This is a genomic window from Leadbetterella sp. DM7 (assembly GCF_040829825.2).
GTDB lineage: Bacteria > Bacteroidota > Bacteroidia > Cytophagales > Spirosomataceae > Leadbetterella.
The window spans coordinates 109,021-121,649 of sequence record NZ_JBFOLH020000004.1; the positions used below are offsets into that span (position 1 = coordinate 109,021).

Annotated in this window: 10 protein-coding genes; 3 read left to right on the forward strand and 7 right to left on the reverse strand. The window is 52.8% G+C overall.

What is annotated here, in order from left to right:
• Nucleotides 1–71: 71 nt before the first annotated feature.
• The 7 genes from AB2U10_RS06090 to lysS all read right to left on the reverse strand — a co-directional run bounded on the left by AB2U10_RS06090 (nucleotide 72) and on the right by lysS (nucleotide 8,710).
• On the reverse strand, nucleotides 72–1,826 hold the full coding sequence (locus AB2U10_RS06090) for a DUF885 family protein (RefSeq protein WP_367913458.1): 1,755 nt from the start codon (nucleotides 1,824–1,826) through the stop codon (nucleotides 72–74).
• A 13-nt stretch (nucleotides 1,827–1,839) separates the two neighbouring features.
• Nucleotides 1,840–3,093, reverse strand: coding sequence for an NAD(P)/FAD-dependent oxidoreductase (locus AB2U10_RS06095; protein WP_367913459.1), 1,254 nt, complete (start codon nucleotides 3,091–3,093; stop codon nucleotides 1,840–1,842).
• Between the two features lie 16 nt (nucleotides 3,094–3,109).
• Nucleotides 3,110–4,117: a 4-hydroxyproline epimerase gene (locus tag AB2U10_RS06100; protein ID WP_367913460.1), complete on the reverse strand. Its 1,008-nt coding sequence runs from the start codon at nucleotides 4,115–4,117 to the stop codon at nucleotides 3,110–3,112.
• A 48-nt stretch (nucleotides 4,118–4,165) separates the two neighbouring features.
• On the reverse strand, nucleotides 4,166–5,632 hold the full coding sequence (locus AB2U10_RS06105; protein WP_367913461.1) for an aldehyde dehydrogenase (NADP(+)): 1,467 nt from the start codon (nucleotides 5,630–5,632) through the stop codon (nucleotides 4,166–4,168).
• A 1-nt stretch (nucleotide 5,633) separates the two neighbouring features.
• Nucleotides 5,634–6,554 (reverse strand): dihydrodipicolinate synthase family protein, encoded by a 921-nt coding sequence (locus tag AB2U10_RS06110; protein ID WP_367913462.1) that lies wholly within the window; start codon nucleotides 6,552–6,554, stop codon nucleotides 5,634–5,636.
• Between the two features lie 159 nt (nucleotides 6,555–6,713).
• Complete coding sequence (locus AB2U10_RS06115; RefSeq protein WP_367913463.1) at nucleotides 6,714–6,842, reverse strand: hypothetical protein; 129 nt, start codon at nucleotides 6,840–6,842, stop codon at nucleotides 6,714–6,716.
• 167 nt (nucleotides 6,843–7,009) lie between these two features.
• The gene (lysS, locus tag AB2U10_RS06120) at nucleotides 7,010–8,710 is read right to left on the reverse strand and encodes a lysine--tRNA ligase (protein WP_367913464.1); all 1,701 of its coding nucleotides are present in this window, start codon (nucleotides 8,708–8,710) and stop codon (nucleotides 7,010–7,012) included.
• A gap of 200 nt (nucleotides 8,711–8,910) precedes the next feature.
• Here lysS and AB2U10_RS06125 point away from each other — a divergent pair, with 200 nt between their 5' ends.
• From AB2U10_RS06125 to murA, 3 genes are all read left to right on the forward strand, one after another.
• Nucleotides 8,911–10,452, forward strand: a complete 1,542-nt coding sequence (locus tag AB2U10_RS06125; protein WP_367913465.1) for a glycoside hydrolase family 10-like protein — start codon at nucleotides 8,911–8,913, stop codon at nucleotides 10,450–10,452.
• Between the two features lie 150 nt (nucleotides 10,453–10,602).
• Complete coding sequence (locus AB2U10_RS06130) at nucleotides 10,603–11,313, forward strand: DUF4290 domain-containing protein (RefSeq protein ID WP_367913466.1); 711 nt, start codon at nucleotides 10,603–10,605, stop codon at nucleotides 11,311–11,313.
• Nucleotides 11,310–12,614, forward strand: a complete 1,305-nt coding sequence (gene murA, locus AB2U10_RS06135; protein WP_367913467.1) for a UDP-N-acetylglucosamine 1-carboxyvinyltransferase — start codon at nucleotides 11,310–11,312, stop codon at nucleotides 12,612–12,614. The genes AB2U10_RS06130 and murA overlap by 4 nt, the downstream gene beginning before the upstream one ends.
• Nucleotides 12,615–12,629 lie beyond the last annotated feature (15 nt).

Below are 12,629 nucleotides of genomic sequence, written 5' to 3' on the forward strand. Positions count from 1 at the left end.
CAAGTAGCAGCTCTTAATGTCACAGGTAGCAGCTCTGCCTGTGAGTTCGAGTGAAGACGGGAACAGATTTCTTACTTTTTAAACGTATAAAACTTCCAGTTCGGCGTATAATCTTTCGGGATAGGCTTGTTCAGCAGCGATGCCCGGATCATTTCCATCGGCATGTGGTTCAGCTTGATCACCTTGTCATGAAAATCGGCAAACGACATCTTCCCTGATTCCACGAATTCATTTTTTATGCTGAACAGCTGAAGCCCTCCCACCAGGTAGGCCAGCTGGTAAAGCGGCGGGTAGCCTCCTTCAAATGAACGCTTGACTTCTGCATGGGCATTGGAATACTCGTGTCCTACGCGGTCTACCAGGTAATCCACGCACTGCTGGGGTGTCCATTCGCCCAGGTGATATTTGAGCGAGAAGGTGATCCTGGCGCAGCGGTGCATTCTCCAGAACAGCATTCCGATCCTTTCTTCCGGGGTTTTGGCAAAGCCTTTTTCATAAAGCAGCAGTTCCCAGTAGAGGGTCCAGCCTTCCGTAGAAAAAGGTGTGGAGAAGGCCTCACGCCGGTAGGGCCTGTAGCGGCTGTTCATATAAAACTGCAGGTGGTGCCCCGGTACCAGCTCATGCTGCACAGTTCCGCGCGAGAAATAAGGGTTGTTGCCCCGCATGCTCATCATCTTGTGCTCGTGTTCCATGGTGTTGGTAGGGTAAGAGATAAGGATGTCTCTTCCTCCCAAAAAGAACGGGCTTACCAGCTGCCGCTCGGGGCTCATCATCTGCATGCCCCAGGTTTCATCGGCAATAGGAGGAATATTGATCAGCTGGTGGGCTTTGATAAACTCCTGGGCGTCGTTGTAGAGCTTAATGATGAGCTCGGGCTGGGTACCTGCCGGCACATAGCTGTTTTTTACCTTTTCCTGGGCGGCTTTCCAGTTATCGCCGAAGCCCATCTCGCGCGAGGCTTTGATAATTTCGGCTTCACACCAGGCAAACTCCTGGTCGGCCAGCCTGATCAGCTCTTCGGGCGTGTAGGCCACCATTTCCACTTTCAGCTGACGGTTCAGCTCCTCGCGGCCTATCGGAAGTCCGCCGATACCGCTACCGTCATCCGAGGGTTTTGCATCGCTTTTCGAGCGGATCAGCTTTTCGTATTCGGTGAGCTGCTCGTCAAGCTTTTTGTAGGTGGTGGGTACCCACCAGGTAAACAGCGGGTCGTATCCGTTATAAAAGTCATAAAAGTTTTTCAGACGGCCTTTGAGCGAAGCAATCATATCTGCCGTAAAATTGGCTTTCGCTTCTGCGATCTTCCCGCCGGCGGCCACCTCTGCTTTCACCTTTTCCAGGTCTTTGGAAACCTGGTTGAATTGTGCAGCCACCTCCTGTCCGTTCATGGTAGCCCCGCGCCGCCGCAGCTTCTCGTAGTTAAAGAGGGTAGGGGCAAAAGACAGGTATTTTTCAATTTCCTTATAGAGGGCAGCCTCTTTGGTGAGCACATTCTGTGTTTCTTCAATTTTCCGCTTCAGCAGGATGTAATCTACCTGGCCGTCTACACTGATCGTGTTGTATTCCGTATTGGCCAGCTTCTGCAGGTATTCGCGGTTCAGGGCCATCATCCTGTCGCGCTGATCAGGAGAGTTGGCCAGGCTCCGGTATCCGCCGGCAGTGGCCCCATAGAAGTAGTTAACGGCCCGGGCGTCATTCGTATACTGAACCACCAGGCCCGAGGTTTCGCTGGCCTGCTCGTACATGGCGGCCGTTGGCTTATCCTGGCCCTGAACAGCAGAAGCTAACAGGATGCCCGCAAGCACCGTAAGGATATTTTTTTTCATACAGTATAAAAGGTTAGTTAAATCGATCGGGGTTGAATAGCTGGATATCGGTGCCGGTACGGCCGCCGTTGACCAGGTCAGCTACGGTTTTGCCTACGGCCGGCCCCAGGCTGAGACCCATCATGCCGAGCCCGCCGGCTATGGTCAGGTTTTTCAGCTTTCCTGAATTACCCAGGTAGGGCAGACCGTCCGGAGAGCAGGGCCGGAAACCGTACCAGATGGCCGGGTCTTCCGGAACGGGCAGCCGGTATTCGGGGTAATAGTCGGGGATGGACCGGACAATTCCCTCCACCCGGTTCCTGTTGATCCGGTGGTTGATGGCTGCCAGCTCCATTGTGCCGCCAATCCTGACCTGTCCGTTCATGGGGGTCAGCGCTACCCGTGCTTCCAGCAGCAGGGCCGGGTGCTTCACTTTTCCTTCAAAAGCACCGGTCATAAACGAATAACCTTTTCCCGGCATAACAGGAACACGGAGGCCCGCTTTAAGCGATGTATCCTGGAGCAGGGCACCGGTGGCAAAGATATAGCGGTCGGCCGAGAATTTTTTACCGCTGCCGGTTTCCAGCATGGTGATCTTTCCATCAGCCCGGACAACATCTACTACCTCCTCCTGCGGGTAAAACTTCACGCCTGCCGTTTCCAGCTTCTTTTTCAGGGCGTTCATCAGCGCCGGCGGATAGAGGTGCCCGTCGCACCTGTAGTGCACGGCTCCCAGCACATCCAGCTTCACATCGGGTTCCATGGCTTCCAGCTGCTGCCTGCTCAAGACTTCCACATCCAGGCCCAGCTCCTGCGCGGTATGGGCCAGGTGAATTTCTTCTTCTTCCGTACGGGCCGTCTTGTACATCATCAGGATCCCCTTCTTTTCCAGCCCGAAAGACTCATCCAGGTCACGGAAAAGCTCATCGTATAAGGAGCTGCTGTACAGATGGAGGTCACGAAGATAGGGTGCCGAGGTAGTGACGTGCTTATCGTTGGCGTTCTGCATAAATTTCACGCCCCAGGAGATCAACGAACGGCTAAGGGAGGGTTTCACATAAAACGGGCTCCTGCTGTTAAACATCCAGCGGATGCCCTGCGAGATCATCCCCGGAGCTGCCAGGGGAGTAAAATGGCTGGGCACAATCATCCCTGCGTTTCCGTATGAGCAGTTGTCAAGAAAATCGCCTTTGTCGAGTACCGAAACTTCCCAGCCTGTTTTTCTAAGGTACCAGGCCGAAGACAATCCTGCAATTCCACCCCCTACGATCAGTGCACTACCGTTCATAATTTTTAAATCTGTTTTATATTACCTGGAACCCGTGCGCATACGGGTCATTATCGTCTATAAAAATCGTATTGTACCCGTAAATGATGGCCCAGCCTTCAATGCTGGGAGTAATGGCCGGCTTGCCGTCTCCGAAAGCGTTGGCATGCTCGGCTTCTATTCTGCCCGTAAAGCGCGAGCCGATGATGCTTTCATGAATAAACGAATCTCCCGGCTTCAGCTTGCCTTTGGCATGCCATTGGGCCATCCGGGCGGAGGTTCCCGTACCGCAGGGTGAGCGGTCAATGGCCTTATCGCCGTAAAATACGGCATTCCGCGCCGTGGAGGTAGGGTCCAGCACTTCACCTGTCCATTGAATGTGGCTCAGCCCGTTGATGTTGGCGTCTTCGGGGTGAACAAAGGTATACTGCTCGTTCAGGCGGTTCCGGAGTACGCGGCTCCAGCTGATCAGCTGGTCGGCCGGGTAATCCTGCAGCCCGGTGAAGTTCTTTTGCGGGTCAATGATGGCATAGAAGTTCCCGCCATAAGCTACGTCTACGGTCAGTTCGCCGAGATCGGGGCATTCTACCGTAAGGTTTTCGGCTGCCAGGAAAGATTTGACATTGGTCAGCTTAACCGACTTCACTTTGCTGCCCTCCTGCACGTAATCGATCAGCACCAGCCCGGCCGGAGCTTCCAGGCGGAGCTTCCCGGGGACTTTGGGGGTAATCAGGCCTTCTTCAATGGCGATGGTAACGGTACCAATGGTGCCGTGGCCGCACATGGGCAGGCAGCCGCTGGTTTCAATATACAATACGGCCACGTCGTTTGCCGGGTCTACCGGCGGGTACAGGATACTGCCGCTCATCATGTCGTGCCCGCGGGGCTCAAACATCAGCCCTTTCCGGATCCAGTCGTATTCCCTCAGGAAATGCAGGCGGCGTTCCATCATGCTGTTGCCTTCCAGGAAAGGCCCGCCTCCCGATACCAGGCGTACGGGGTTGCCACAGGTGTGGGCATCAATGCACGAAAATGTTTTTTTCATTCGGTATAAAATAGTTTCAGGTAGTGAGTTCCGGGGCTTCATTAACCATTACTCCACCGCTTCCTGTGTAACCTTCCCGTTCACCAGCCGGTAAAGTCCCAGCGGGTTAGCGTTCTTTAGTTCATCGGGAAGATAGGTGTCAGGAACATTCTGATAGCTCACCGGGCGGGCAAACCGGCGGATAGCATCGGGGCCCACCGAGGTAAACCGGCTGTCGGTACAGGCCGGGAAAGGCCCGCTGTGGTGCATGGCGCTAACCACTTCCACTCCCGTAGGGAAACCGTTGAAGAGCAGCCGGCCGCATTTTTCAGTAATCAGCAGAAGCAGGTCTTCGTAGTTCCTGATCTCTTCTTCCTCGCCCAGCACGGTGCAGGTCAGCTGGCCGTGTATTTTCCGGGCTATATCTTCCAGCTGTCCGGTATTGGCGTAGGTAACCACCAGCCCGAACGGACCGAATACTTCTTCCTGCAGGGTATCGTTAGCCAGGAATTCGCCGGCGGTAGTGAGGGCAAGAGACGGTGCTCCCGTTCCTTTTTCGGAAGAAGAAGCCTCAAGCAATACCTGAACGTTTTCCTGGGAGCTCACCGTGGCCTTGTTCTGCACATACGAATCGGCGATGCCTTCGTGCAGCATTTTGCACGGCTCTACCTGTGCCAGTGCAGCTACCAGGCTGTCGGTGAATTCGTTGTGACCTTCCGGTATAATAATGATGCCGGGGTTAGTACAGAACTGCCCTACACCCAGGGTAAGAGAGGCCGCATATTGCTGCGCTACTTCTGCCGGGGCATTCTTTATTTTTTCAGGCAGCACGAAAACGGGGTTTACACTTCCCATTTCGGCAAAAACGGGAATAGGCTCCGGCCGCTGACCGGCAATATCAAAAAGTGCTTTTCCGCCGGTGTATGAGCCGGTAAAGCCTACTGCTTTTACGAGGGGGTGTTTCACCAGCAGCTGCGCACCCTCGCGTGAGCTGCTGAAGACCTGGCTGAAGGTTCCTTCGGGGTATCCCGCCTTTTTTACGCCTCTCCGGATGGCTTCGGCCATGATGCGGGCTGTACGGGTATGGGCCGAATGGGCCTTTACTATCACGGGGCAGCCGGCTGCAATGGCCGATGCCGTGTCGCCACCAGCCGTTGAGAAGGCAAAGGGAAAGTTACTGGCACCGAACACCACCACCGGGCCTATGCCCACATACGTTTTCCGGATGTCGGGACGGGGCGGCGTGCGTTCATTTAGCGCTGTATCAATGCGTACGTCCAGGATGCTGCCCGATGCCAGTGCAGCTCCGTAGCTGCGCCATTGCAGTAGGGTACGGCCTTTTTCGCCTGTAAGCCGGGCCACAGGCAGGTGGGTTTCTTCATGGGCCGCCTGGATCAGCTCATCGCCAAGGGCCTCAATTTCATCTGCTATCGTGTTCATCAGCGCCGCTCTCTGGCGAAAATTGCTTTTCCGGAGTACAAGAAAAGCCTCGTGAGCAAGACCGGCTATGGTGTTAATTTCTTCCAGTGATGCCATACTATAAATTTTTGTAATCGGGTAGTTTGGGTCTTGATGCCTGGGCATCTGTAATAATTTTCAGAATTCGTTCTCTTTCTTCGCCTTCCAGGGTAAGCCTTGGAGCCCGCACGTATTCGTTGCTGATGCCTTCAGCGGTAGCAGCCAGCTTGATGTATTGTACCAGCCTGGGGTGGATATCCAGCTCAAGCAGGGGCATAAACCAGCGGTAAATTTCCACGGCTTCGCTTAACCTGCCGGCCTGTGCCAGCTTGTAGATGGCTACGGTCTCGGCAGGGAAGGCGTCTACCAGCCCGGCTACTGAGCCCACGGCTCCCATGAGCTGGGTTTCGAGTGAAATGGTATCTACTCCGCCCAGGATCCTGAAGCGATCCCCGAAGCGGTTGATCATACGGGTTACGTTGGTCAGATCACGGGTAGATTCTTTTACGGCCTGGATGGTCGGGTATTTTTCCAGGTCGGCAAACATATCCACCGTCACATGGATACCGTAGTCTACCGGGTTATTGTAAATCAGTATAGGAAGGTCTGTGGCGCTGGCTACGGCACCGAAATAGGTGACCACTTCGCGGTCAGAAGCTTTGTACCGCATAGGCGGAAGCAGCATCAGGCCGTCAGCACCCAGCTCTTTTGCCTTTTTTGCAATGGCCACGGCCTCACGGGTGGTTTGCTCTGCAATGTTCAGGAGCACGGGGAAAGATTCGGGAACTACACTTTTAGCAAACGTCAGCAGGTCAAACTTTTCCTCAGCGGTTAAAGTACTGGCTTCTCCCAGTGTTCCGGCCAGGATGATCCCCGAGATTCCTGCATCGATCTGGAACAGGAGGTTCTTTTTAAACATATCGTAGTCGATCTCCTCATTGGCGGTGAAAGGAGTCAAAACCGCAGGATATATTCCATGCCAAAGTGCTGTCTTACTCATGAATTTTTTGTTTTATATTTTTGGATAATTTCTGAAATAATACAATAGGTCAAAGTTATAAAGGTAATTCATGGAAACCATATATAAAATTAATCAATAGCACACATATTTTAGCTAAGCAGGAAAAAGGTGCTGTTTGCGGTTTCCGGAGAGTCAAAATTAAACCGGTAATCCGAATTTATTCCGGGGAATAACATGGCCGTACGAGCGTTTTTGCTGTTCATCACCTCCGTAAACCCATGCTTTGTACAAGTCTTTTTCTCCTGAAATCGTTTCAAAACGAAGCATAGGTTTAAACATGTCCGGCATAACGGTTAGAGAAGCTTTAAACTCTACCCGATTTTCAACCAGTAAGCCTGCTTCATTCCCGGCAGAGTCGCGCCAGTTTGACCGGCCGCTAAAACAAAAACGGCACCGGGGTCACCGATGCCGTTTTCGTTATATGCAAATCAATTCTAAACCAGGTTCACGGTGAGCCCTTCTCCGTTTTTCTCTACTTTGGCCAGGCCGTTCCGGGTCAGCTCCTTAATGGCCGTATCCCATTTTTTATTGCTGAAACCGGTCTGGGTCTTCAGCTCTTCCAAAGCTATCACCGGGCTGGCATTCAGCAGGTCAAGAACCGCTTTGGCGTCTTCACTGACGGCAGGCGCTTTTTTCTCCGGGCGCATCTGCGGGAAGAACAACACCTCCTGTATGCTGGCGTTATTGGTCAGCATCATGGTCAGCCGGTCAATTCCTATGCCGATACCCGCCGTGGGAGGCATACCGTATTCCAGGGCACGGATAAAGTCTTCGTCCAGGGCCATGGCTTCTTCGTCGCCTCTTTCGGCCAGCCGCAGCTGCTCTTCAAAACGCTCCCGCTGATCCAGCGGGTCATTCAGCTCGGAATAGGCATTAGCGATTTCTTTGCCGTTAACAAACAGCTCAAAACGCTCTACCAGACCGGGCTTCGAACGGTGCTTTTTGGTAAGTGGCGACATTTCTACCGGGTAGTCAATGATGAACGTAGGCTGGATCAGGTGGTCTTCCACCTTCTCGCCGAAAATCTCATCAATCAGCTTGGCTTTCCCCATGGTATCGTCTACTTCCATGCCCCATGCTTTGCATTGGGTGCGCAGCTCTTCTTCGGTAGCCGAGTCTACGTTAATGCCGGTATGCTTTTCAATAGCCTCAATAATGGAAAGCTTCGGATAAGGTCCCTGGAAATCGATCACATTTTCTCCGAAAGTAAATTTCGTGTCTTCGTTTACCGCAAAGGCCACCTTCTCCAGCAGCTCTTCCGTAAACTGCATCATCCAAGTATAATCTTTGTAGGCCACATAAAATTCCAGTGCCGTATATTCCGGGTTGTGGGTACGGTCCATACCCTCGTTCCGGAACATCTTTCCGAACTCGTAAACCCCGTCGAAACCTCCCACGATCAGGCGTTTGAGGTAAAGCTCATTGGCTATCCGCAGGTATAAGGGGATGTCAAGGGTATTATGATGGGTAACAAAAGGCCTTGCAGCCGCTCCGCCATGGATAGGCTGAAGAATCGGGGTTTCCACTTCCAGCCAGCCCTTATTGTCGAAAATCTGCCGCATGGTGCTGATGATCTTTGCGCGTTTTACAAAGATCTCCCGGTTTTCGGGGTTCACGATCAGGTCTACATAGCGCTGGCGGAACCGTTGCTCCGGATCGGTGAAGCCGTCGTAAATGTTCCCTTCGTCATCGCGCTTGACAATGGGCAGGGGCTTCAGCGACTTTGAAAGCAGCTTGAACGAGCGTACATGAATGGAGATCTCGCCGGTCTGGGTTTCAAAGCAGTAACCGTTGATGCCGATGATGTCGCCGATGTCGAGCAGCTTCTTGAATACGGTATTGTAAAGGGTTTTGTCTTCTTCAGGGCAGATATCGTCCCGTCGGATGTAGATCTGTATACGGGCGGTTTCGTCCTGGATTTCGGCAAAAGAGGCCGAGCCCATGATCCGGAAGCTCATCAGCCTGCCTGCCACGCTCACATCCTTGAAGTCAAACTTATTGTGTTTCCAGTGCATCAGGATGTCGCGTATCGTGGTATTGGTGGAAAACCCTTCTGCCGGGTAAGGATCTATTCCCAGAGCCATCAGCTCTTCTCTTTTTTGTCTTCTCAGTAGTTCCTGTTCGCTCAATTGCATGAGGTAATAATCATTTTCGCTGCAAAATTAGTGTTTTTTGGCGGCTCTATTTCAAAAAAAGCGGATATTTGAATTCTATTTTTCGGATGGAACAGCTATTTTTATACAGATGAAATCCCGGCAAAGGGGATTTTGACATAAACCTGTCAATGAATAAAACGCGAAACTCACTACTCGGAACTCGGAAATTTTATACATACATGAAGGAAATACTGGCAGGGAAAGGCATTCTTGTTTCCGCGTTTTTTTTGCTGGTGATCCAGTGCTCATCCCACCAGGCGGTTCCGGCCAGTGAAGTTCCTCCCAAACGCGAGCTCAGGGGAGTGTGGATCGCCTCGGTAGCCAATATCGACTGGCCCTCCCGCAAGGGGCTGCCCACGGCTGAACAGCAGCAGGAATTTGTCAATATCCTCGATAACCATCAGCGTTTAGGCATCAATGCCGTGTTTGTGCAGGTAAGGGCGGCTTCTGACGCCTTTTATGCAGAAAGTGAAGAGCCCTGGTCAGAATGGCTCACCGGAATCCAGGGCAAGGCACCTGCGCCTTTTTACGACCCCCTGGCGTTTATGATCGAACATGCGCATGAACGGAATATGGAATTTCATGCCTGGCTGAACCTGAACAGGGGCACGCATGCCTCGGCTACCTCGGTTTCGGTCAACCACATCACCCGCATCCACCCGGAGTGGTTCCTGAGCTACGGGGGCTACAAAGTATACAATTTCGGAATACCCGAAGTACGGAGCTATATCGTGAACACGGTGCTTAACATTATCCGGAATTACGATGTGGACGGGATCCATTTCGACGATTATTTTTACCCGTACCCGGTGGCCGGAAAGCGTATCAGCGACCAGGCCACCTTCAGGCAGTACGGCCGCGGGTTCAACCGTATAGAAGACTGGCGGAGAGACAATGTGAACCTGCTGGTCAAAGAGATCTCGGAGGCCATAAAAAAGGAGAAACCGTATATTAAATTCGGGATCAGTCCCTTCGGGGTGTGGCGCAGCCGCGACAAAGATCCGGAAGGGTCGAACACCACAGGTGCGCTCAGCTCATATGACGACCTCTACGCCGACTCCCGCCTGTGGGCCCGCGAGGGATGGGTAGATTATATTGTTCCGCAGGTTTACTTTTCTTTCGGACACACTACTGTTCCCTACAAGCCCATGGTAGACTGGTGGACAAGAAACAAGGGCGACCATCACCTCTACATCGGCCTGGGCAGCTACCGGGTGGGAGAGAAGAACCGGGAATGGAGCTCAGCCAGCCAGATCATGAACCAGGTACGTACCAATGCGCAGACCCCGGGGGTCAGCGGTAGCGTGTTCTACAGCTCGCGTTCACTGATGCCCACCTCTCACCGGCTTTCTGACTCCCTGAAAAACTACTACCGGTACCCGGCCCTGCCCCCGGTGATGGAATGGAAAAAAGCTGACCCGCTGCCCCGCCCGGAGGTGACCGCCCTGGCCAGAACTGACAGCGCGCAGGTAAGGATCCAGTGGCGTATCCCGGATGAATACGAAGAATATGTACGAAGCTTCGTGATCTATCGTTATAAGAGAGGAGAGAAAAGAACCCTGGAGGATCCCCGTAATATCCTGGCCATTGTCAGGAACAAAGAAGAGAAGGTTTTCCTGGACCGGACAGCCGAAGCCGGCAGCCAGTACGAGTATGCCCTGACCGCCCTTGACCGGCTTTCCAACGAAAGCAGACCGAGCAAACTGTACAAGCTGAACTGAGATCACGAACCGGAATTTATTTCGGGAGAAAATAGGCATTGATCGGTTTTTTGCTTATTTTTGCTCGCTTCTTCCGTAGCTTCTTCCCCCCGTTTGAATATCCCGGGGAAGTTTACAGGCAGATAATTTATTTAATCAAACGTTTTATAGATGAAAGAATATGGCAGTAATGTTCAAAAGCTGGTAGAACATATTGTGACCATACCCGATAAGGAAACCAGGACCAAACATGCCCACATACTGGTTGAATTGATGCGGCAGATCCATCCGCAGATGCGCGACGGTGCCGATTACAGCAAAAAACTTTGGGATGATCTTTATATAATGGCCAACTTCGACCTGGATGTCGACAGTCCTTTCCCGGCTCCGCCCAAGGAGATCCTGGGGAAAAAACCCAAGCAGATCCCGTATACGCAAAGTAAGCTGAAGCACAAGTTTTACGGTCGTAACCTCGAGCTGCTGGTGCTGAAAGCCATGCTGGCCGATACCTTTGATGAACGCAAGGCTTTTGTGTCTTACCTGGTGAAGCTGATGAAGTCGTTTTACCTGAGCTGGAACCGCGATTCGGTCGAAACAGGTGTTTGCCTGAACCAGATCCTGGAACTGTCGGGCGGGCGACTGAAGCCCGAAATCGACGACCTGCTCGTGAACGGCATGGTTGATGAAGCCAACCCGAAAGACGGTCCGTCGGGCTTCCGGCAGAGAACCAACTTTGTGAACCGCAATAACAATAACAACAACAACAACAACGGCGGAGGCTACCGGAACAACAATAACCGCAACCAGCCGCAGCGCAATAATAACGGCGGGCCGATGAATAAGAACAGATTTAACAATAACCGGAAAAGGCCAGGGATATGAGTTCGTTCAGAATTACGGGAGGGAGAAAGCTTAAAGGCGAGATTATTCCTCAGGGCGCTAAAAACGAGGCCCTGCAGATCCTGTGTGCCGTTCTGCTTTCCAAAGAGCCTGTTGTTATTCATAATATCCCGGATATCCGCGATGTCAATAAGCTCATAGAGCTCCTGCAGGACATGGGTGTGGAAACCCGTAAGCTGGGTGAAGGCTCTGTTGAATTTAAGGCCGCCGGTGTGAATTTTGAGTATTTCGAAACAGAGCAATACAAAAAGAAAGCCGCTGAGCTGCGCGGCTCGGTCATGCTGCTGGGCCCTATGCTGGGCCGTTTCGGAAAAGGAAAAGCTCCTAAGCCGGGAGGAGATAAGATCGGTAGAAGACCCCTGGATGCTCATTTTACCGGGTTTCAGAAGCTGGGAGCCACCTTCTCGTACGATGCCGGTGATGCCTTCTACCACGTAGACGGCAGCGGCATGAAAGGGGCGTATATCTGGATGGAGGAGATCTCCGTGACCGGTACGGCCAACGTGATCATGGCGGCCGTGCTGACAGAAGGCACCACCACCATTTACAATGCGGCCTGCGAGCCTTACCTCCAGCAGCTGTGCAGGATGCTGAACCGCATGGGTGCCCGCATCAGCGGAGTGGGCTCCAACCTGCTGACCATCCAGGGCGTGAGCCAGCTGGGCGGTTGTGAGCACACCATGCTGCCCGATATGATCGAGATCGGCAGCTTTATAGGGCTGGCCGCTATGACCGAATCGGAAATTACCATTAAAAACTGCCGGATTCCCGAGCTGGGAATCATCCCGGATGTATTTAAAAAGCTGGGCATACAGATGGAGTTCCGGGGCGATGACATTTACGTTCCGGCGCAGAAGAACTATACGGTCAGCAAGCTGATCGACGGCTCCATTCTTACCGTATACGATTCTCCCTGGCCCGGTTTCACCCCCGACCTGATCTCTATTGTGCTGGTAACGGCCATACAGGCCAAAGGCACCGTGCTCATCCACCAGAAAATGTTTGAATCCAGGCTTTTCTTTACCGATAAGCTGATCGATATGGGAGCGCAGATCATCCTCTGTGATCCGCACCGGGCCACAGTGATCGGCCTGAACCGCGAATACAACCTGCGGGGCATCCGCATGAGCTCGCCCGACATCCGTGCGGGGGTAGCCCTGCTGATTGCAGCCCTGTCGGCTGACGGAACCAGCATCATTGACAACATTGACCAGATAGACCGGGGCTACCAGAACATTGACGGCCGCCTGAATGCATTGGGCGCCGATATTGTACGGGTGTAAGACAAAGCGCAGATG

Excerpts from the sequence above, each read along its gene's own strand:
- AB2U10_RS06090 (WP_367913458.1), bottom strand. The coding sequence starts at position 1,826 with ATGAAAAAAAATATCCTTACGGTGCTTGCGGGCATCCTGTTAGCTTCT.
- AB2U10_RS06095 (WP_367913459.1), bottom strand. The coding sequence starts at position 3,093 with ATGAACGGTAGTGCACTGATCGTAGGGGGTGGAATTGCAGGATTGTCT.
- AB2U10_RS06100 (WP_367913460.1), bottom strand. The coding sequence starts at position 4,117 with ATGAAAAAAACATTTTCGTGCATTGATGCCCACACCTGTGGCAACCCC.
- AB2U10_RS06105 (WP_367913461.1), bottom strand. The coding sequence starts at position 5,632 with ATGGCATCACTGGAAGAAATTAACACCATAGCCGGTCTTGCTCACGAG.
- AB2U10_RS06110 (WP_367913462.1), bottom strand. The coding sequence starts at position 6,554 with ATGAGTAAGACAGCACTTTGGCATGGAATATATCCTGCGGTTTTGACT.
- AB2U10_RS06115 (WP_367913463.1), bottom strand. The coding sequence starts at position 6,842 with ATGCTTCGTTTTGAAACGATTTCAGGAGAAAAAGACTTGTACAAAGCA.
- lysS (WP_367913464.1), bottom strand. The coding sequence starts at position 8,710 with ATGCAATTGAGCGAACAGGAACTACTGAGAAGACAAAAAAGAGAAGAG.
- AB2U10_RS06125 (WP_367913465.1), top strand. The coding sequence starts at position 8,911 with ATGAAGGAAATACTGGCAGGGAAAGGCATTCTTGTTTCCGCGTTTTTT.
- AB2U10_RS06130 (WP_367913466.1), top strand. The coding sequence starts at position 10,603 with ATGAAAGAATATGGCAGTAATGTTCAAAAGCTGGTAGAACATATTGTG.
- murA (WP_367913467.1), top strand. The coding sequence starts at position 11,310 with ATGAGTTCGTTCAGAATTACGGGAGGGAGAAAGCTTAAAGGCGAGATT.